The organism is Billgrantia ethanolica, from assembly GCF_021404305.1.
GTDB classification, from domain to species: Bacteria; Pseudomonadota; Gammaproteobacteria; order Pseudomonadales; family Halomonadaceae; genus Halomonas; species Halomonas ethanolica.
Genome location: NZ_JABFTX010000001.1, coordinates 475,431 through 496,065 on the forward strand (window position 1 = coordinate 475,431; position 20,635 = coordinate 496,065).

Sequence of the window (20,635 nt, forward strand, 5' to 3'; positions counted from 1 at the left end):
TTTTGATCGGTGCTTGTGTGTCTCCATCGCGTCCATCAAGCGGGCTTTATCGTATTGCTTGCTATCTGGCTAAGATCTACGAGGTCGAGGTCGAGGTCGAGGTCGAGGAGCTGTCGGCGGAGGCAGAAGTGCCCAAGCGTTAGGAGATTTGTAATAAACTTATGAGTGACCTGATCGACGCTATTCATAGGCTGCGCTCTCCCCGAAAGCTACTCCAGGTAGCCGAAGCTGCTAAGCAGCGAATGGCGGATCTTGGTTTCTCGTCTGGAGCCACAGATCTAGTCGGGCAGTACGCAGAGCTGTTAGTTAAAACCCACTTCGGCGCCCGCCGATCAGCTAACTGCACAGCCGGCTGCGACCTTGTAACCAACAATGGTCTCAAGATTGAGGTAAAGGGCCGGCTTGCCAGGCGCGATGGCTATGTACCTCGCACAGATATTCGTAGCACCACGGTGGATGGGCACCAATTCGACTATCTAGTCTATGTTGTGTTTCGGCGAGACTACAGGATCGAACGGGCGTATGGGATCCCCATACATGTTTTTAAGAAGATCGCCTCGCTGGTCCAGCACAACAATAGCTTGCCAAAGTGGCGCTTCCGAGCGACAGTCGATTTGCTGGCCGCTCCTGGGGTGGATGATCTCACAGCAGATCTCCAAAAAATCCATAAAATCAATACTGTGGAATAAAGAGCTCGCTGGGGCTAGCGGAATATTCAAGAGAAGGACATGGGCAGCCATAGCCGTAGAGACAAAAGACAACTGCCTAACCAAGTGCTCAGCCAACGGACCCGCGTACCTGAGCTTGCGCGTTAGTCCATACCCCTCTTATGTCCCATAAACGCAGGAAAAGCACCCACCAGTGATCATCCCCCAAGACGGGCGCTTGCGGCTGGATCGTGAGCGCTTGAAGCAGCATCGCAAGCGGCTGGGCCTGAGTCAGGAGGCGCTGGCCGAGTACTGTTTCGATCGGCGCTTGTGTGTCTCCATCGCTTCCATCAAGCGGGCGGAGAGTGGCAAGGCGGTGCTGTATCGTACAGCTCGTCACTTAGCCGAGATCTATGAGGTCGAGGTCGAGGAGCTGTCGGCGGAGGCCGAGGAGGCCGCCGTTGTCGCTTCCGATATCGAGGAGATGGAAAGCGCCCGCGTACTGATCCAGCTGCACGCCGTGGCGGCCGATCCCTCGGCGCTGGCGAGCTGGGTGCAGCATTTTGGCGGCAGCCTGGAGGAAGGGGGCACGGCGCTGTTCGGGCTGCCCCGGGCTTACCGCAGCGATGCGCAGCGCGGCCTGCTGTGTGCTGCCACCCTGGTGGAGCAGGGGGTGGCCCGTGGCGTTTATCTCCAGGCCGGCCACTGGCCCACGGCTGTGTCGCTTTCCCTGTCGGGTGGGCAGAGCGGCGTGTGGGTCGAGCGTGGCGTGGCGGTGCAGCTGGCAGAGCGCTTCGTTTTTGATGATGAAGGCGGGGAGTGGCTGCGCTATCGCCAGCCCCGGGACGAGGCGAATGACGCCCGCTTCGAGCTGGTGGGGCGCCGGGTGCAGCTGGGCCAGCTGCAAGCCATTCTGGAGAGCACCCAGGCCTACCAGGCCGGTCATCTGATCTACATCCGCGGTGTGGCCGGCATCGGCAAGACGCGCCTGAGCGCGGAGTTTGCCGAGATGGCCGCGGCCCATGCCGATCATCACCAGGCCGAGGTGCTGGACTTCGGTACCCGAGCCGACGAAGGCCCGCTGATGCAGCTCGCGCGTTCGCTGCTGGAAACCTCTGCCGAGGCGAAAGCGGAAATTCTGGACGAGGCTCTCCTGCTGGCCCGTCTCTCGGCGCTGCGCCTGCCCATGGATCACGCCATGCTGCTGCGTCCGTTGCTGGGCTTGCCTCAGCCGGAGGAGGCGCAGTCGCTCTATGCCGCCATGACCCCGGCGACCCGCAGCCAGCGCTTGGTGCTGGCACTGCGCGATCTGCTCCTGGCGCGCTCCATTCATCGCCCGCAACTGGTGGTGGTGGAGGACCTGCACTGGGCCGACGAGGCGCTGCTGGCCACCCTCACCGGGCTGCTGCAGGGTACCCAGGAAGCGCCGGTGATCTGGCTGTTCACCTCGCGCTTGGAGCAGGACCCGCTGGAGAGCCGCCTGCGCCCGCAGCTGCCGGAGCTGCCGCTCACGCTGATCGAGCTGCCGCCGCTGCGCCCGCAAGAGGCCGAGGCCCTGGTGGCCAGCTACGGCACGGTGCCCGCCGAGCACGCCGCCCGCTGCGTGACCCAGGCCCAGGGCAACCCGCTGTTCCTGACGCAACTGCTGCTGTTCCATCCTCATCGCAGCCTGCCGGCCAGCCTCGCCAATCTGGTACAGAGCAAGCTGGATCAGCTCACCGATCTGGATCGTCGGGCCATGTGTATCGCCGCGGTGATGGGGCAGCGCTTCTCCCTGGCCTCGCTGCAGGAGGTGCTGGGGCAGGCCGATTATCAGCCCGAACTCCCCCAGCGCTACAGCCTGGTGCGCCCGCTGGAAGAGGACAGCTATCGCTTCGTGCACGACCTGATCCTGCAAGGCATCTACGAGGGGATTCCCAAGATTCAGCGCGACCGCCTGCATCTGCGCCTGGCTGCGCTCTACGGCGAGGCGGAACCGGGCTTGCGGGCGCGCCACCTGCATCGCGCGCGCTCGCTGGAGGCGCCGAATGCCTTCCTGCAGGCGGTGGTGGCGGAAATGGCTCGCTATCGCCACGAGGAGGCCATGGCGCTGCTGAGGGATTGCCGCGCCATTGATTACGCGCCCAAGGATGAGTACCGGCTGATGCTGCTGCAGGGCCAGGTGGCGATGGCCACCGGGCAGATCCAGGCGGCGCGGGAGCACTTCGAGGCGGCGCGCAGCTTCGCCCGGGAAGAGCGTCAGCGCATCACGGCCGATCTGTGGCTGGCCCGGGTGCTGAATATGCTCGATGCGCTGGCGGCGGAGGAGGCGATTCTCGACGGTCTGCTGCCCCTGGCCGAGGCGCTGGAGGACCCCTTGCCCCTGGCCGAGGCGCTCTATCTCAAGGGCAATCTCTATTTCCCCCGGGGCGACTTTGCCACCAGCCGCGCCTATCACACCCGCGCCCTGGAGCAGGCCCGCCGTGGCGGCGACGTGCGCACCGAGATCCAGGCCCTGAGCGGGCTGGGCGATGCGCACTATGCCGAGGGGCAGATGCGCAGCACCCTCGAGCTGTTCGATCACTGCGTATCGCTGTGCCGAACCCATGGCCACGCCGATCTGGAGGCTTCCAACCTGTTCATGCTGGGCACCGCCCGCATCTACGCCAACCAGACCGAAGCGGCGCTGGCCGATTGTTTCGATGCCGCCGAGCTGGGCAAGCGGGTCGGCAATCGCCGTGCCGAGGTGGTGGCGCGGCTCACGGCGGGGTGGATTCTGCTCTCCCAGGGCGAGCCTTATGCGGCGGACGAGCAGATCGAACAGGCGCTGACGGTGGCGCGTGGCCTGGGCTCCGGTCGCTTCGAGGCGTTCCTGCTGGAGAGTCGCTCTCGGGTCGAATTGATCACCGGGCGGCTGGCCGAGGCGCGAGCCAGCATCGAGCGTGCCTGGCAACTGGTTGAGCAGCACGGCCTGAAGGCCTTTATCGGCCCCTGGGTGCTGGGCACCCGGGCGTTGCTGGAAGAGCAGATCGAGACGCGCCTGGCGACGCTACAAGAGGGCGAAGCGCTGCTGGATGCCGGCTGCGTGGGGCACAACGGCTATCGCTTTCTGATCGCGGCGGCGGAGGTCAGTCTGCTCGACGGGCGCCCGGAAGCGGCTCGCCACTATGCCCGACGCCTGACCCAGCTGATGGGGGCGGAGCCCTGTGCCTGGGGCGAGCATCACCGCGCCCTGATCGAGGCCCACGCCGACTGGCTGGAGAGCGGAGGCGAGCATGGCGAGGTGGGCGGCGAGTCGAGCGCTCAGGCCGTCCTAGAGGCTTGCTGGCAGCAGGGTGAAGCCGCCGGCCTGCGGATGACCCTGCCTTGTCTGGCTGCTGGGCGGCGCTAAGCGCAGCGGATTGGCGCGACGCTCCGGCGCTGCCAGCAGCAGCGCGACGAGATGCGCCGACTGCTCCAGGCACTGCTCCTGCAGGCCGGCACCGCGGGTCCAGCCGCCGGCGAACAGCAGCGGGCAGACGTCCTGCCGGCCCTCGAAACGCTTGCGCGCGGTGCTCTGGTTGTAGCGCTCTATCTCCGCCTGCGCCTCGAGGCACTCGGCATCCAGCACGTTGTGCTTGAACAGGGTCCAGGCCTTGGCTTCCAGTGCACTCTCCATCGGCGGCAGCCGGTCGCGGTAGCCGGACTCGCCGGGGGCGGCACCCGCCAGCGCGACGGGAACGTCCAGCGGCGCGGGGTGGCGGTCGAGCATCTCGCCGCGGGGAATCCGGTTCAGGTCATCCACCAGGGAGACGAAGTACTGCGGCAGGCCCGCCCGGTCGTAGCAGGGGTTCTCGGCATCGTTCTGATGGCGATTCGCCACGTAGTCGATGCGGTAGGGGAAGAAGGTGTCCTCGGGGTTGCGCACTTCGATGTTGTAGGTGCGCCACAGGTTGCGATTGGGCGGCAGCCGAGCGGCGGAGGTATGGCAGACCCCGAAGCTGCGGGTGTAGCGCACCTTGCCGAGAATGTGCTGCAGTTCCCGCTGGGTGTCGCTCAGGCCATCGCCGAAGGTCAGTAGCGGCAGGGCGTCTTCGGCATGCGTGGCCATGATCAGCAGGTCTGCTTCCCAGCGGCGCTCGCCGGGTGCACGCTCCGTCAGCGTCACGCCCTGGGTCGAGAGGCTGGCTTCCACCTCGATACCGCGCAGGATCTTCACCTGCGGCCCCGGTGTCAGCGGATTGACCAGATGCGCCGCCAGCGCCTCCAGCCAGTGCTGGGCGCCGTGCTCGAAGTAGCGGCGGTCCGGCGGCGAGCCGCCTTCCTGAATGCGGTAGTACTCGAAGGGCGCCTGCAGCGGCATGCCGCCCGGGCCGCGGTCGTCGGCGAAGTACATGGCCGAGATGCGGGGGTAGTAGATGCTGTGGCGAATGCGCTCCAGCCGGGCCGATAGCTCGGGGTCGTCCCAGTCGATGGTGGCGCTCAACTGCTCCGCCGCTTCGCCCAGCATATCGGCGGGAGCGGCCACGCAGCCATCGAAGAAGTCATCCACCGTATAGCGCGGGGTAATGCGCCGGCTCTCCACCAGATTGATGGCGCTGCGGTGAACCACGGCGATCAGCATCGCCACCCGCCCCCCATCGACCAGGCTCAGCTCATGGGCCGGATCGCTCACGCCGCGCACCAGATCCCGGTCGTCGGTGAGGGCGATGCTGCCGTCGCGGCTGAAGTAGCACTCGGTATTCTCCAGCGGCTTCATGCGCTCCAACTCACCGATCTCGGCGAGTATCGTGCGCAGGCGGTGGTAGGTGGCCAGGTTGACGTCATTCACCCCCAGGTCGGCCCAGCGGCGGTAGGGCGTCTCGGGTTTGCCCGGCATGCGCCGATTGCCCAGGTCGACCCACACCGTCTCCGCGTTGCCGCCCAGGGTGGCCTTGCGCTCGAACAGGGTGATCTCGATCTGCCGGGCCGCCTCGCTGCCGAACTTCTGTAGGTAGTAAGCCAGCGACAGGCCGGAAACCCCGCCGCCAATGATGGCGACCCGCAGCGGTGCATGGTCCATGGTGACGCCCCCAGTCGTTGTTTTCCTAAGAATCCCTCAAGAGGATGGTGTAACCAAGGGGGTGAGACGAGGTGATACCGAAGTGATCCGTTGCGCTTCGTGGGGCTGATACCGGCGTTCGTGGTGATACCGAGCTGATGCGGTCGGTATGAGATTCCTCAACTGGAATGACTAGGGCAGTAAGCCGCGGTCGAGGTCCGACCGCCATTTCCAGAACAACATACGAGGTATCACCCCATGAACGCTCCGCAAACCATCGACAAGCAGCTGATTGCCCACGACTTCCGTGTCGCCATGCATGGCAAGCTCGAGCCCGAGAAGATCGACGATGTCGCCCAGACACTGGTTGCTTCCGAAACGGCCTATCCCGCCAACGGCAGCGTGGCCAGCCTGATCTTCTATCTGAAGTTCCAGGTCAATATCACCAATGGCGGCAAGACCTTCGACGGCAATGCTGGAGGCGCCTCCTCACCGGGCGGCGGCGCACTCTTCGGGCACGTCTACACCAACGATCTCGAGCGGCTTTATCGCGACACCGTGAGCTTCGAGTTCCAAGGCACGCCGGTCTACCTGAGCATCCTGTTCTTCGACAGCCACAGCAAACTGCTGGGCCACTTCCAGTCGGGGGCAGTCTCCACCGTCACCGGTGTTGGAGGTGGCAAAGGCAAGTGGCATTGAGCTGTGTACTTGTTCCTTACTTGGTCAACAACCGGGGGCGCTTAGGCGCCCCCGGCTTTGTTAGGCGTCAATAAAATGTCTATGTCTTTTTGTACGTTGTTGTCAACGTTTCTGATGATTAGGATTGGCTGATATGTTCCAACTGAATAAAGTTGTTAGGGTTACGGCGTAAGAAAATATTTGAGGTTATTGTAAGAAACTTAGAAAATTCACAGCTGAGTAAAGTTATGACCGATTTCGATTTCTGGAAAAGACAATATCAAGACACCTGGGGGCGGTCATCTCAAAGGGAGACTGACATTGCCGAGTATCTAGCCCATGAGTCTGGTGCGTGCATTGTCCCTGTGGGGCTGGGGGCCGGAAGCACAACCTTCCTCCCCGGCCCGGCATCATCACATGGGGCATCAAAGGGGGACGCTGATCTTATGGTAAAGGGAACGGATATCTACCTCGAAGTGACCGGGCCGCTTGTGCAAAGTGTCGATCACAACCAAGGCCTTTGGGTGAGGCCGGACAAGGTTGAAAATGCCAGGCAGAACATGCAATCGAAAGAGACCTGGGTCGTGCATCACCTGCCAAAAGGGGATTTGATCCGAGTCATACTGCTCGGAGAAGAATTTTTTCAAGCCTTGAAAGCCGGAGACTTCTCCATTGTGTCACCGCGCATTCGCGGGAACCAAGAGCAATATTACGAGATTCCGGCGACACACCGATGCGTTCAACCTTGCAACGCATTGCTTGAAAGACTGGGCCGGAAGTGACCAAGCCTATGCCTGGTGTGGCGGTATTCGCCTGATCCTACGCCCCTGAGCCAGACCATCTGACTCAGGGTTTTTTCGTTTCTGTTGCTTGTCGTCAGTACAACATACCCAGTCGAGTGGTTCGATCGGCCGGCGGCACTCACTCTCCTTTGTAAGCCATTTCTTACATTCTTATCAGCGAAGCGCCACAGATACGCTTGGCTGCGATTGGTATGCTTTGCTGCGCGAAAAAGCGTGCGTACGCAAAACGACCAATAACATCGAGTACTTCCAGCCGCAGGGAGGCGACATGGCCAAGGCCACCGGTTTGCATTTCACTCTGACCTTGCCCGATACCGAGGGCCTGGCGGTCATCGAGTTCACCCACCGGGAACGGCTCTCCGCCCCCTTCAAGCTCACGGTGCGCTTCGCCAGCCGTAACGGTAGCCTCTCCGCCCGCGACATCCTCGACCGCGAGGCCACCCTGACGATCTGGCAGGACGACGAGATGCTGCGCCAGGTGAACGGCATCGTCAGCGAGTTCGCCCGTGGCGACCGCGGCCACCGCCACACCTTCTACCGGATCGAGATCCGTCCCGCCCTGTGGCGCCTCGGCCTGCGCCAGAACTCGCGCATCTTCCAGGAGGTTTCGCCGCTCACGGTACTCAACACCCTGTGCGACGAGCACGGGCTGACCGATCTCGCCTTCGCCGCCACCCGTGAACCCGAGCCTCGGGAGTACCTCACGCAGTATCGGGAAGACGATCTTGCCTTCGTCGAGCGTCTGGCCGCCGAAGAGGGGCTGTTCTACTTCCATGAGTTCTTCGAGACCGGTGGCGAGACACCCAGCGCTGCCCACCGCCTGGTGTTCGCCGACGCGCCTCAGGTGCTGAGCCACCTGGGCGAGCGTACCTACCACGGTCGCGCCGGGGGCACGCCGCCGGCCCGTCATGTGCGCAAGCTGCAGCAGCATGCCCGGGTCGCCCCGGCCTCGGCCACGCTCAAGGACTACTCGTTCAAGAAGCCTGCCTACGGCCAGTTACACGACCACGCCGCACGCGATCTTGAGGCGCACGGCCAGCGTGGCGTCGTTGATACAGGGTACGAGCACTACGACTACCCCGGGCGCTACAAGGCCGACGCCTCCGGCCAGGCCTTCACTCGTATTCGTCTCGAAGCGCTGCGTCGCGGTGCCAACACCGCCGATGCCGAGAGCGACCTGCCCGAACTCGCCCCGGGTACCCGCTTCACGCTCACCGACCATGACCTCGACGAGCTCAACCGCGACTGGCAGGTGCTTGGTGTCATTCACCACGGCAAGCAGCCCCAGGCCCTGGAAGAGGACGGCTTCGTTCAGGGCAGCGAGCAAGCCGACCAAGGCGGCATGACCAAGTATCACAACGAGCTGGTGCTGATGCCCGCCGACCAGGCCTGGCGCCCCCAGCCCAACCCCCGCCCTCGGGTCGACGGCCCCCAGATCGCCTTCGTCGTCGGCCCTGAAGGCGAAGAGATCTATTGCGACGAGCACGGCCGGGTCAAGGTGCAGTTCCCCTGGGATCGCTATGCCGAGCCCAACGAAACGGCAAGTGCCTGGCTGAGAGTGAGTCAGGACTGGGCCGGCGGCGGCTACGGCAGCATGGCGATTCCGAGGATCGGCCATGAGGTCCTCGTCAGCTACCTGGAGGGCGATCCCGATCAACCGCTGATTACCGGACGGATCTACAACGCCGTCAGTACACCGCCCTACGAACTGCCGGCGCACAAGACCCGCACCGTCATCCGCACCCAGAGTCACCAAGGCGAAGGATTCAACGAACTGCGCTTCGATGACGAAGCCGGCCAGGAGCAGATCTGGCTGCACGCTCAGAAAGACCTGGAATTGCTGACCCACAACGACCGCACCGAAGAGATCGGCCACGACAGCCATCTCACCGTGCACCGCAACCGCGTCAGCGAGATCCACGCCGACGACCACCTCACCGTGCGCGGCCAGCGCCACCTCAAGGTCGACGGCGACGACCACCTCATCGTCGGCGCCTCGCGCCACGAAAAGACCGCCCGCGCCCAGCTCGTCGAAGCCGGCCAGGAGATCCACCACCAGGCCGGCAGCAAGACCGTGATCGACGCCGGTGCCGAGATCACCCTCAAGGCCGGCGGCAGCTTCCTCAAGCTCGACCCCAGCGGCATCACCATCGTCGGCGCCCAGGTCAAGATCAACTCCGGTGGCAGCCCCGGCTCGGGGAGTGGGCAGGGGGCGGCGGCACCTGAACTGCCTCGGCGTGCTGAAGGGGAAGAGCATTCTCGTATCGCCTTCTCGGGCAACGGGCCCAGTCAGCAGGCCCAACTGGTCGAGGCGGAAGGGCTGGGAGAGCGAGCGTTTCTCGTCGACGTCACCAGCGGCGGGCAGGATGGTCAGCAGGTTCGGCTACGTAAGGCACGAACCCGGACGAATGGGGAGCAGAAGGGATGAGCGAAGCCGATCTCAAGGAACTGCAGGACGAAGACGTCGACCTGGGCGTGCGCCGCCGTGCCGAGTACGAAGATGAGGAAGACGGCACCCTGGCACTGGTCATTCCCAAGCGGGAAGGCGGCGGTGAGATCGAGATACCGTTGCTGGAGCATGCCAGAACCGTTTTCGAGCGCACTGATGGCAGCCTGCAGGACAACACCTTGCTGGCCGTTCGCCCCTTGGCGGAAGTCGGGCGCAATCGTCCAGTTCAGCAGCGTGGAGTCATCACCTATACCGGGCTCGCCAACGGCATGCTGCGCCCGGGGTACCTCTACGTGTTCTTCGACAATCGTCTGTGGCGCGAACTCGAGGTCGGCCCCGACGGCAAGCTCAGCGACGTCGATCTCATGCACTATCGCGAGCAAGCCGAGGGCGGCGACACGCCCAACGAGCGTGCCAGCGAAGGCGAATGGCTCGACGACATCCTGCTGCCGGCCATGCTGCAAGGGCAGGCCACTCTGCATCAGGTGCGCCTCGCCTATAGCGAGATCGCCTGGAGCTGGCCTTACATCACTTGGCTCGAAGCCAACCCCGGCCGGCTCGAAGCGCGCACCACCGCCGTCGGCCACGCCCATGCTGTGGTCCTCGATATGGAAGGCTGGCTCTCCATGCAGACCGGCTTCCCCGCCGGTCGTGTGGCCGACCAGCCTGCGCTGCGTGAGCGCGACCTTGGCATCGAGCTGATGCTCCAAGCGCCCGACGCCTTCACCGCCGACTTTACCGCCCCGGCAGACGATGAACTGTGCGCCAAGCTCAAGGCCCTGTGGGAACAGGCCGGGGAAACCGACCGGGCTGCCTCGCTAGCACTGGAGTGTGAGGCCGGCGATGACCTGTTGGCCGACATTCGCGACAACCCCGGCATCGTTGCCGTGTCATTGCCGGATCCGCTGTTCACCCTGCGCCATGCCCTGGCACAGATTCACCTGGCCGAGCACTACCTGGATGGCCTCGACAGCCGGCTGGCTGAGAACCCCCTGGGCCACTCGGCCAAGCTGATTCGCCAGGCCCTGTTCACCGCGCCTAGCGGTGGCGAAGCGAATCCGCTTGCCGAGTATCGTGGTGCCATCGACTCAACCAAGCTCGATGCCACCTTGGAGCAGGCAGAACGCAACGCCGCGCTTACGGTTCTGCGCACACAGCTCGACGCTCTTGAGCGCCTGGCCAGCCAGGGCCAGCTCACCGCTGTACTGCGGGACTTCACCAGCCATCATGAACTGGGTATCTGCGAAGGCTACGCCCTGTGTGGCGACCTGTACGGCGTACTGCAACAGCTTCCCGGGGTGCTGCAAGACCAGGGTGATACCCGCCAGGAAGCCCGTACCCGACAGCTCCTCAAGAGGCTGCTAACCGACAGCGAGCTGCAAGCGCTCTGGAGTGCCGACGAAACCGAGGCCGCTGAAGCAACGGATGACGACGACACCAACGATGGCAGCGGCAACTTCCGCCCAGCGTTTCTGCGCCGGCTTGCCCAGGACGACCGGGTCATTGACGAAGCCCTTGCCGAGAGTCTGGGGCTGGAGACCCTGGGGCTGATTGCACGGAATCTAACCGAGCAGGAACAAGCGCAACAGAATGAAGTGCTCAGCCTGAACAATGCCGGCAAGGTGAGCGGCTTGGTCAACACCGTAGTGGGGCAATGGAGCCAGGCTGTGCTGCGGGTCGCGGAGCGGGTGGGCGATGATGTGGAAGTGATTCACATGCGCCGCGTGTTCACTGCTGTGGGTGCCCATGCCAACCTGGTTGATGGCAACCTGAGGGGCGAGCTGCAAGTCATGCATCGCGGTGAGGTCGATCTGAGCCGTTATACCATCGTTGGCGTGCATGGGGACGGCATCGAGTGGGGGCTGACCGAGCGCGACCGCACCAGCGGCGCCTTCCAGACCCAGAAGGACTACCTCTACGCCGAACAGGTGGATCCAAGAGGCAATGAACAAGCCTCGACCAGCCCCAAGCGCATGTCGTCGGAGGTGGACGGCGCTATCCGTCAGATCGCCGGACATGTCCTGGTGTACGTCCTCCCCGCCGGCCACCCCGAAGCCGCGAAGGTTGCGCAACTGCGCCTGGCCAAGCTGGCCGGTCAGGTAAAGGTGGTGATAGATGGCCCGGCAGTGTCGAGAATGCTGGTGGGGTTTGCGATATATAATCTTGGCAGAGAAATAGCAAAGCTAAAAGAAATTAGCAATGCTGGTGAGAGCACAGCACTTCAGTGGTCAAAAGTTATGAGTGGCCTTTTTGATTTAAGCGCTGCTTCCATGAAGTTGCATTCAACTCTTTATCCAGCTTCTAGCTCTACAGCTGGACAGTTTGTTCAAAGAGCATGGTTTGATATGAAGAGCTGGCCAGTGATTGGCGCTAGACTTTCCCAAGTGGGAACAAGTACGCTTGTTCGGACAATTGGTTTGTTTAATTTTTTTGCGGGCGTTTCCGCTGTTGGTATCAGCTCTTGGGAGCTGCGCAATAGCCTACAGGGCGGTGACCGTGATGCAGCGATGGGCCATGGCATAGCGATTGCTGGAGGAGCACTGTTTCTTGCCGCTCCCCTGATGGCGGGGCTGGTGATGATCCCTGGCTGGGGCTGGGCGTTGCTGGGGCTGGGCTTGGCCATCGGTGGTACCAGTTACGCCGTGATGAACCAGGATACCCCCTTCGAGCGACTGCTCAGGCAGGGCCCCTTGGGTACCCATACTGCTAGAACGATGGCATCGGCCGATGATACCGCCTACTATCCCCAACTGTTGACGCAGTTGAGTCCGGCCCAGATTGAGGTGACTCGCTACGGTAGCCTGAGTGCCGAAGAACGGCAGGCACTGATGGAAAGCGTCTGGGAATCCACGACGGATACCCCCAGCAGTCGCGACTACGTGGTCACCATCAGCACGCCGCTGATCAGTCGCTACAAGATTGGAGAAACTCTAAACCTGGCGGTGCAGGAGCTGGAGCAGACCAATACCGGGACCATTACCCCGCTAGGCACCTATGAGCAGCTCTCATACATCACCCGGACGCCGGAGCCGTTCGAAATCGGCAAGCGCCAGTTGTTGCCGCAGCAAAGTGCGGTGCGCTTTCTGGTCAAGCGCAAGATGGCTGAGGAGAGCTTCGAAATGGTCGGTACCAGCGTGACCTCAACGGCTCGTCTACGCGTTGCCCTACAGGCCAGAATCGATTGGGAGCTGGGCGAGATGGTCTTGCCCACGCCGATGCTCAAGGAGTACGAGCCCTTTGTGGAAGGGCAGCATGATGCGCTTCCAGCCCGGTCGTACCGAACGGTGAACAACCCAGTCTCCGACTTTATCAGATCCTTTACGGGGCGCTCCCAGGATCAACGTTACTGGTATATCAAGGAATTTCAGGTATGAAAGAGGCAAGCTCCTCCCACTATGGCCCCGGTGCTTACCGGGCCGGCGCCATTCCTGCCTTGCCGGCAGCACCGAAGAAGCGCGAACGTATCGGAGAGGAGCTACTGCCCTTTGGCGACTATGCCGGTATCGATCCCTATCAGCAACTCTGTGAGGATGCCGAGTTCGTTCAGCATCAGGATTGTCAGGATAAAGCGTTCTACCAAATGGATGATTGGTGGTGGAATAATGGACATATAAAATTTATAAGCAACAGCGTAGGTGTCTCTCTAGGTCTGATGTTGGTTCCCTACTCCTGTGCCTTTTTGATGTTTGGTGCTGTTTTTTATTTTTCCGTAAGAGTGGCGATGTATCTTGAGGCGGTTAGCTTTTTTTTAGCAGTGCTCGTCATGTTGATCTCGGCAGTGCTTGGCTTTTATTTGATTGGAGTGATTGGTCCAAAAATATCTAATTGGGTGGTCGTAAATTTGATGAAAGCTCCCTCCTCTTATCAGGGGGGGGGGGCTAAGCGCGTTAATAGCTACATGGAAAATCGCTGCAGCGAGCTCAACCGGGAAACAGGAATGGTGAGCTTCGCCCAAGGCAAGAAGAAGCCGCCGCTGAAGGCGCCTTTCGTCGAGTTCGATGGCTATGTGGAGCGCGTGGTGCAGCGTGGCGGGATCTTCTATCGGCTGATGTTCGTGCATCGCTATACCGGCAAGCAGTTCAGCCAGACCTCACTCAGCGCCATCGTCGATCACAAGCATGAGGTGCACGCCACATGGGACATGCTGCAGCGCTACATGGACGTGAGTCAGCCCATGCCCGACGTGCCGCGCCTAGAGCCCTTCCGTCATCTCGACCCCACCACCGCCGAACACGACCGGCAAACTGGCCGTAATCCACGCTACTGGCGCGATCTGGATCTGGAGGCCTGGAAAGCAGGCGAGGGCGCCGCTCACCTCAAGGCGCAGATCGACTACCCCTGGTCCCGTCAGCGCTGCCAGCTCACCCCGCAGCTAGGCAAGGTGGAGATGTCGGCCTACAAGGAGCAGCTGAAGGCCGCAGTGGCATGAGGGAAGCCAGCTCCTTCTGCTATGGCCCCGGTGCCTATCGTGCAAGTGCCATTGCTGCGATGCCGGCAGCGCCAAAGAAGCGCGAGCGTATCGGTGAGGAACTGCTGCCCTTTGGCAACTACGCCGGCATCGATCCCTATCAGCAACTCTGTGAGGATGCGGAGCTCGTTCAGCATCTGGAACGTCAGGACAAGGCGTTCTACAAAACGGATGACTGGTGGTGGGACCATCAGCGCATTCGCTTTCTGAAAAGTCAGTTGGGATTTTCTATTTTGTTAGTAGCATTTCCTTTTGTTTATTTTTGCTTCTTGGTAGCGATACCTTACTTTGCTGCATCCATTCTTATGGACCTGATGTATGACAATAGTCCTACGCTTGCAACACTGGTATTTGTTTTGGTTGCTGGTGGTGGGTTTCTGGCTGCCTGTGTTATCGGCGCATATACGTGCCAGTCCGTTATGAGTGGGATTTTTCGCTTGGGGGCCACTTCCCTGAAGCCTTTCCGTAAAATAATCGCCCATCGCGCTAATCGTTACATGGAAAACCGATGCAGTGAGTTCAATCGCCAAACCGGAATGGTAAGCTTCGCCCAAGGCAAGAAGAAACCGCCGCTGAAGGCACCTTTCGTCGAGTTCGATGGCTATGTGGAGCGCGTGGTACAGCGTGGCGGTATCTTCTATCGGCTGATGTTCGTGCATCGCTATACCGGCAAGCAGTTCAGCCAGACCTCACTCAGCGCCATCGTCGATCACAAGCATGAGGTGCACGCCACGTGGGATATGTTGCAGCGCTACATGGATGTGAGCCAGCCTATGCCCGACGTGCCGCGCCTGGAGCCCTTCCGTCATCTCGACCCCACCACCGCCGAGCACGACCGGCAAACAGGGCGTGATCCACGCTACTGGCGCGATCTGGATCTGGAAGCGTGGAAGGCGGGCGAGGGAGCCGCTCACCTCAAGGCGCAGATCGACTATCCCTGGTCCCGCCAGCGCTGCCAGCTCACCCCGCAGCTTGGCAAGGTGGAGATGTCGACCTACAAGGAACAGCTGAAGGCTGCGGTAGCATGAGGGAAGCCAGCTCCTTCTACTATGGCCCCGGTGCTTACCGACCCGGGGGCGCGACTCCTATGCCACTGCAAAAAAGCTTGCAGGACTTCATGACGTCCAGCGATAAGGCTCGTCAACACTGCTACCAAGGGGTGTGAAATGGCCCGGCGATGGGTTGTTATTTCGTTGTTGCCTCTTCTGGCTGTTGGCTATGTTGTTGGCAGCAGCGGAATGTGGGATAGAGTAAGCAACGATTTTATGAAGGAAGACAAACCCTATGGACCGGGGGACTTCCGTATCGATGGAGCCCAGGTGTTGTCGATGAAGCTGACGAACCCTGAGGTAACCACAAAGCCCAGAGAGGAGCGCAGTGATCCAACCAGAGCTGAGTTTACTGAGCAGTGGATGTATGACCCAGGGGAGACGGCCAATCGACGCTCGGTGCGTATCTTGGGTGGCAACCTGGAGGGCGAAATCTCTCGGCACTTCGAGGAGCCCGCTCAGCGGGCCGATTGGTGGTTGGCGCCGGATTGGAGCACCCTCTATCTGACCACAGGCTGGTCAGATCGGGCTGCGGAATTACCACCTGGCCAAAGCTACCGTCCTGAGCTCACTCAGCTTTTTAAGTCCACTGACCAAGGGCAGGAATGGGAAAAGCTCCGCTGGCCTGAGGACCAGAACATTACCTTCCTGCGCTTTATCGATGCTCAGCGCGGCTATCTGATCGGCTGGGGGCCCAGAGTATGGCGCACGAGAGATGGCGGTGATCATTGGGATGAGCTGCCGGTACCCGAAGGTTCCCGAAATCCGGAAAACCCTCGTCAGCAGTTCGACTTGGTAGCGCTTGGCCAGGACCACGTGCTGCGCATGGCTTTCTATGACCACGCCGCCGACGTCAGCCGCATCTATGCGCTGTCTTGGGGAGAGGACATTCTCAAGCAAGCCTTCACTATCCCTGGCCATGTCGTAATGGATATCGCTGCCAATACGGAAAGCAATGTCTACGTGCTTGCTACTCGGGGGGCTCCCTACTTCTCGCTTCCCTCGGGGGAGCGAGACGCGCCTCGACCAAGCGTCGTATGGAGCTGGAATGGAGATACCTTGCATAAACTGCACGAGTTCCCACCTGGGCTGAAAGGCTACGCACTTTATCTGACCCCTAGCGGTGGACTTCTGTTCGACGGCGTCAATGAATCCACTCTGCTGGGTAATGATGTTGTCGCAGTTAGTTACGACGGGGGAGGGAGCTGGAAAATTCAAGATGAGGGGCGCAGTGCTCAGGGGGGCTATTACGACGTGCACACCGGCACCCGCTGGCGAGTGGAGGGATATTCTCTTTATCAACGAGAGATTCCCTGAATGAGCGTAAGATGGCTCACCCAATGGCTGTCTTCAAAGTACTGATACTGTTTGATTCACACTCCTTATCGCCGGGGAAGGCATCTGTTTGTCTTCCCTGGCGGTAGCGTGGCAAGCCAGCCGCTACGGTGACCTGCTCGCCGGTGGGGCGCTATTCCTAGCCGCTCCCTTGATGTCGGGGCTGATAATGATTCCCGGCTGGGGCTGGGGCTGGGCGTTGCTGGGTCTGGGCTTGGCCATCGGTGGTACCAGTTACGCCGTGATGAACCAGGATACTCCCTTCGAGCGACTGCTCAAACAGGGCCCCTTGGGTACCCATACTGCTAGGACGATGACATCGGCCGATGATACCGCCTACTATCCCCAACTGTTGACGCAGTTGAGTCCGGCCCAGATCGAGGTGACTCGCTACGGTAGCCTGGGTGCCGAAGAACGGCAGGCACTGCTGGAAAGCGTCTGGGAATCCACGACGGATACCCCCAGCAGCCGCGACTATGTGGTCACCATCAGCACGCCGCTGATCAGTCGCTACAAGATTGGAGAAACTCTAAACCTGGCGGTGCAGGAGCTGGAGCAGACCGATACCGGAACCTTCACCCTGCTTGGCACCTATTCGCAGCTCTCATACATCACCCGGACGCCGGAGCCGTTCGAAATCGGCAAGCGCCAGTTGCTACCGCAGCAAAGTGCGGTGCGCTTTCTTGTCAAGCGCAAGATGGCTGAGGAGAGCTTCGAAATGGTCGGTACCAGCGTGACCTCAACGGCTCGTCTACGCGTTGCCTTACAGGCCAGAGTCGAGTGGGAGCTGGGTGAAATGGTGCTGCCTACCCCGATGCTCAAGGAGTATGAGCCCTTTGAGGAAGGGCAGCATGATGCGCTTCCGGCCCGGTCGTACCGAACGGTCAACAACCCGATCGCCGATTTTATCAGCTCCTTTACGGGGCGCTCACAGGATCCTCGTTATTGGTACATCAAGGAATTTCAGGTATGAAAAAGGCAAGCTCCTCCCACTATGGGCCCGGTGCCTATCGAGCAAGTGCTATTGCTGCGATGCCGGCAGCGCCGAAGAAGCGCGAGCGTATTGGTGAGGAGCTGCTGCCCTTTGGCGACTACGCCGGCATCGATCCCTATCAGCAGCTCTGCGAGGATGTCGAGTTCGTTCAGCATCAGGATCATCAAGATAAGGCATTCTACAAAACGGATGATTGGTGGTGGGACCATCAGCGGATTCGTTTTCTAGAGAGTAAGATGGGAGTTACAGCACTCCTGTTGATGGTTCCTTACATTTGTGCTGTTGCACTTTTAGCTCTTGTTGTTTATTTGGGTATTGAGGTAACTTTCCTTTTAGATCCTGTGATCGGTGGGTTTTCAATATTGGCGGGGTTGGTTTTTTTTGCCTTGGGAATGGTTTTGATTTTTGTTGCGGTGCCATTTATTACTCGATTCACTATGAGTGGTGCCATATGGCTCACAACACCCCTACACAAATATATTGCCGGTCAGGCCCGGGAATACATGGAAAACCGTTGTAGCGAGTTCAACCGACAAACCGGGATGGCGAGCTTCGCCCAAGGCAAGAAGAAGCCGCCTCTGAAGGCGCCTTTCGTCGAGTTCGATGGCTATGTGGAGCGTGTGGTGCAGCGTGGCGGTATCTTCTATCGGCTGATGTTCGTGCATCGCTATACCGGCAAGCAGTTCAGCCAGACCTCACTCAGCGCCATCGTCGATCACAAGCATGAGGTGCACGCCACGTGGGACATGCTGCAACGCTACATGGACGTGAGCCAGCCCATGCCCGACGTGCCACGCCTGGAGCCCTTCCGTCATCTCGACCCCACCACCGCCGAACACGACCGGCAAACCGGCCGTAATCCACGCTACTGGCGCGATCTGGATCTGGAGGCCTGGAAAGCAGGCGAGGGCGCCGCTCACCTCAAGGCGCAGATCGACTACCCCTGGTCCCGCCAGCGCTGCCAGCTAACCCCGCAGCTTGGCAAGGTGGAGATGTCGGCCTACAAGGAACAGCTGAAGGCTGCAATGGCATGAGGGAAGCCAGCTCCTTCTGCTATGGCCCCGGTGCCTATCGTGCAAGTGCCATTGCTGCGATGCCGGCAGCACCGAAGAAGCGCGAACGTATCGGTGAGGAACTGCTGCCCTTTGGCAACTACGCCGGCATCGATCCCTATCAGCAACTCTGTGAAGATGCGGAGCTCGTTCAGCATCTGGAACGTCAGGACAAGGCGTTCTACAAAACGGATGACTGGTGGTGGGACCATCAGCGCATTCGCTTTCTGAAAAGTCAGTTGGGATTTGCTATTTTGTTAGTAGCATTTCCTTTTGTTTATTTTTGCTTCTTGGTAGCGATACCTTACTTTGCTGCATCCATTCTTATGGACCTGATGTATGACAATAGTCCTACGCTTGCAACACTGGTATTTGTTTTGGTTGCTGGTGGTGGGTTTCTGGCTGCCTGTGTTATCGGCGCATATACGTGCCAGTCCGTTATGAGTGGAATTTTTCGCTTGGGGGCCACTTCCCTGAAGCCTTTCCGTAAAATAATCGCCCATCGCGCTAATCGTTACATGGAAAACCGATGCAGTGAGTTCAATCGCCAAACCGGAATGGTAAGCTTCGCCCAAGGCAAGAAGAAACCGCCGCTGAAGGCACCTTTCGTCGAGTTCGATGGCTACGTGGAGCGGGTGGTGCAGCGTGGCGGTATCTTCTATCGGCTGATGTTCGTGCATCGCTATACCGGCAAGCAGTTCAGCCAGACCTCACTCAGCGCCATCGTCGATCACAAGCATGAGGTGCACGCCACGTGGGATATGTTGCAGCGCTACATGGATGTGAGCCAGCCCATGCCCGACGTGCCGCGCCTGGAGCCTTTCCGCCATCTCGACCCCACCACCGCCGAGCACGACCGGCAAACAGGGCGTGATCCACGCTACTGGCGCGATCTGGATCTGGAGGCCTGGAAGGCAGGCGAGGGCGCCGCTCACCTCAAGGCGCAGATCGACTACCCCTGGTCCCGCCAGCGCTGCCAGCTAACCCCGCAGCTAGGCAAGGTGGAGATGGCGGCCTACAAGGAACAGCTGAAGGCCGCAGTGGCATGATCGGGGCAAGCTCCTCCCATTATGGCCCTGGTCCTTGCCGTGCCGATGGCCAGGCCTGCGCAAGCCAGGTGAACTAAAGGATCCCAGCCGTAATGGGACCTACCTTCATCCTCCCTGACGAAGGCTTGTCCCTTTAGCGGCAACGTGTCAGGACGCTGTCCGGGTAGCTACCACCAGCAGATACTGTGCCTTGACGCGGGTACTGCCGTCGGTGGCCTCGTTACTACGGTTCCAGTGAGCCTCGAGATCGCGACGCAGTGACTCACGCTCGTCATCTTCGAGCCTGGCCCAGGCGCGTTCGATTGGGCCGAAGAAGATTCTGTGGAACTCCACCACTTCGGGAACTGAAAACGGATACTGGAAGATGACAGTAACCGGTTTGGTGTTCAGCTCGCTGATGCCCTCACGCAGGCGCTGGTGTACCGTGGCGGGGTCTCCCCAGAGTGCGGGCGATGGCACCCCTTCCGGTGGCGGGGCGTAATGGCCGACGAGCTTGAACATATCACCGATGAAGGTCTCCGGCATCCAGTTGGCCATAGCGATGGTACCGCCGGGGCGGCATACCCGCACCATTTCAGCGGCCGCACGCTCGGGTCGCGGAGCGAACATGGCTCCATACATGCTCACCACAACGTCGAACGCAGCATCGGGTTGCGCGAGACTCTCGGCATCGTCAACCTCGAAGTGAATGTCCAGGCCTTCGGTGCGCGCTCGAGTACGGGCCTGTTCGATCAGATTATCTGCGATATCGATTCCCGTGACCGATGCGCCAGCACGGGCCGCTGGAATCGCCAGGTTCCCTGTACCGCAGGCGACATCGAGCAGTCGGATGCCGGGCTTGATGTCCAAAGCGGAAATGAAGTCGTCGGCATGGTGCTGGATGAATTTAGCGATTTCACTGAAATCACCGGCCATCCAAGTCTTGCGCATGCTTTCCTTGATAGTCTGGATATCAGGAGCATTGCCGGCCATATGGCCCCCTCGCATGGATTGCCCATGCATTGTCATTGTGGGTTCGGAATGCCCTATCCAGTGTAGATGCCGCCACAGCAAAACATGGCGTAATAATTCAAAACCCCTGAGCCAACCACTTGGCTCAGGGGTTTTCCGTT

At 60.6% G+C, this 20,635-nt stretch carries 14 protein-coding genes; 12 read left to right on the top strand and 2 right to left on the bottom strand.

The window, feature by feature from the left end; genetic code table 11:
- Positions 1-161 precede the first annotated feature (161 nt).
- Both HOP53_RS02220 and HOP53_RS02225 read left to right on the top strand, forming a co-directional pair.
- The gene (locus tag HOP53_RS02220) at positions 162-689 is read left to right on the top strand and encodes a hypothetical protein (RefSeq protein WP_234268497.1); all 528 of its coding nucleotides are present in this window, start codon (positions 162-164) and stop codon (positions 687-689) included.
- A gap of 172 nt (positions 690-861) precedes the next feature.
- Entirely contained in the window at positions 862-4,017 is a 3,156-nt protein-coding gene (locus HOP53_RS02225; protein ID WP_234268498.1) for an ATP-binding protein, read from the top strand.
- On the opposite strand, the gene HOP53_RS02230 is transcribed toward HOP53_RS02225, so the two are convergent.
- On the bottom strand, positions 3,940-5,667 hold the full coding sequence (locus HOP53_RS02230) for an FAD-dependent oxidoreductase (RefSeq protein WP_234268499.1): 1,728 nt from the start codon (positions 5,665-5,667) through the stop codon (positions 3,940-3,942). The two genes, HOP53_RS02225 and HOP53_RS02230, sit on opposite strands and share 78 nt — an antisense overlap.
- Positions 5,668-5,904: 237 nt before the next feature.
- On the opposite strand from HOP53_RS02230, the gene HOP53_RS02235 reads away from it, so the two are divergent.
- From HOP53_RS02235 to HOP53_RS02280, 10 genes are all read left to right on the top strand, one after another.
- Positions 5,905-6,345, top strand: coding sequence for a VapA/VapB family virulence-associated protein (locus tag HOP53_RS02235; protein ID WP_103969635.1), 441 nt, complete (start codon positions 5,905-5,907; stop codon positions 6,343-6,345).
- A 227-nt stretch (positions 6,346-6,572) separates the two neighbouring features.
- The gene (locus HOP53_RS02240; protein ID WP_234268500.1) at positions 6,573-7,106 is read left to right on the top strand and encodes a hypothetical protein; all 534 of its coding nucleotides are present in this window, start codon (positions 6,573-6,575) and stop codon (positions 7,104-7,106) included.
- A gap of 289 nt (positions 7,107-7,395) precedes the next feature.
- Positions 7,396-9,555, top strand: coding sequence for a type VI secretion system Vgr family protein (locus HOP53_RS02245; RefSeq protein WP_234268501.1), 2,160 nt, complete (start codon positions 7,396-7,398; stop codon positions 9,553-9,555).
- Complete coding sequence (locus tag HOP53_RS02250; RefSeq protein ID WP_234268502.1) at positions 9,552-12,950, top strand: toxin VasX; 3,399 nt, start codon at positions 9,552-9,554, stop codon at positions 12,948-12,950. The genes HOP53_RS02245 and HOP53_RS02250 overlap by 4 nt, the downstream gene beginning before the upstream one ends.
- The gene (locus tag HOP53_RS02255; protein ID WP_234268503.1) at positions 12,947-14,005 is read left to right on the top strand and encodes a hypothetical protein; all 1,059 of its coding nucleotides are present in this window, start codon (positions 12,947-12,949) and stop codon (positions 14,003-14,005) included. Before HOP53_RS02250 ends, HOP53_RS02255 begins: the two co-directional genes overlap by 4 nt.
- Complete coding sequence (locus tag HOP53_RS02260) at positions 14,002-15,072, top strand: hypothetical protein (RefSeq protein ID WP_234268504.1); 1,071 nt, start codon at positions 14,002-14,004, stop codon at positions 15,070-15,072. The genes HOP53_RS02255 and HOP53_RS02260 overlap by 4 nt, the downstream gene beginning before the upstream one ends.
- A gap of 138 nt (positions 15,073-15,210) precedes the next feature.
- Positions 15,211-16,410, top strand: a complete 1,200-nt coding sequence (locus HOP53_RS02265) for a WD40/YVTN/BNR-like repeat-containing protein (protein WP_234268505.1) — start codon at positions 15,211-15,213, stop codon at positions 16,408-16,410.
- An 88-nt stretch (positions 16,411-16,498) separates the two neighbouring features.
- Positions 16,499-17,401 (top strand): hypothetical protein, encoded by a 903-nt coding sequence (locus HOP53_RS02270; protein ID WP_234268506.1) that lies wholly within the window; start codon positions 16,499-16,501, stop codon positions 17,399-17,401.
- Positions 17,398-18,456 (top strand): hypothetical protein, encoded by a 1,059-nt coding sequence (locus HOP53_RS02275; RefSeq protein WP_234268507.1) that lies wholly within the window; start codon positions 17,398-17,400, stop codon positions 18,454-18,456. Before HOP53_RS02270 ends, HOP53_RS02275 begins: the two co-directional genes overlap by 4 nt.
- A complete protein-coding gene (locus HOP53_RS02280) occupies positions 18,453-19,523 on the top strand; it encodes a hypothetical protein (protein WP_234268508.1) in 1,071 nt (356 codons plus the stop codon). Before HOP53_RS02275 ends, HOP53_RS02280 begins: the two co-directional genes overlap by 4 nt.
- Before the next feature lie 147 nt (positions 19,524-19,670).
- Here HOP53_RS02280 and HOP53_RS02285 read toward each other — a convergent pair whose 3' ends face one another.
- A complete protein-coding gene (locus HOP53_RS02285) occupies positions 19,671-20,495 on the bottom strand; it encodes a class I SAM-dependent methyltransferase (RefSeq protein ID WP_234268509.1) in 825 nt (274 codons plus the stop codon).
- Positions 20,496-20,635 lie beyond the last annotated feature (140 nt).

Bases quoted from the DNA above. Each gene is read 5' to 3' on its own strand.
- HOP53_RS02220 (WP_234268497.1), top strand. From the start codon at position 162: ATGAGTGACCTGATCGACGCTATTCATAGGCTGCGCTCTCCCCGAAAG.
- HOP53_RS02230 (WP_234268499.1), bottom strand. From the start codon at position 5,667: ATGGACCATGCACCGCTGCGGGTCGCCATCATTGGCGGCGGGGTTTCC.
- HOP53_RS02235 (WP_103969635.1), top strand. From the start codon at position 5,905: ATGAACGCTCCGCAAACCATCGACAAGCAGCTGATTGCCCACGACTTC.
- HOP53_RS02240 (WP_234268500.1), top strand. From the start codon at position 6,573: ATGACCGATTTCGATTTCTGGAAAAGACAATATCAAGACACCTGGGGG.
- HOP53_RS02245 (WP_234268501.1), top strand. From the start codon at position 7,396: ATGGCCAAGGCCACCGGTTTGCATTTCACTCTGACCTTGCCCGATACC.
- HOP53_RS02250 (WP_234268502.1), top strand. From the start codon at position 9,552: ATGAGCGAAGCCGATCTCAAGGAACTGCAGGACGAAGACGTCGACCTG.
- HOP53_RS02255 (WP_234268503.1), top strand. From the start codon at position 12,947: ATGAAAGAGGCAAGCTCCTCCCACTATGGCCCCGGTGCTTACCGGGCC.
- HOP53_RS02260 (WP_234268504.1), top strand. From the start codon at position 14,002: ATGAGGGAAGCCAGCTCCTTCTGCTATGGCCCCGGTGCCTATCGTGCA.
- HOP53_RS02265 (WP_234268505.1), top strand. From the start codon at position 15,211: ATGGCCCGGCGATGGGTTGTTATTTCGTTGTTGCCTCTTCTGGCTGTT.
- HOP53_RS02275 (WP_234268507.1), top strand. From the start codon at position 17,398: ATGAAAAAGGCAAGCTCCTCCCACTATGGGCCCGGTGCCTATCGAGCA.
- HOP53_RS02280 (WP_234268508.1), top strand. From the start codon at position 18,453: ATGAGGGAAGCCAGCTCCTTCTGCTATGGCCCCGGTGCCTATCGTGCA.
- HOP53_RS02285 (WP_234268509.1), bottom strand. From the start codon at position 20,495: ATGGCCGGCAATGCTCCTGATATCCAGACTATCAAGGAAAGCATGCGC.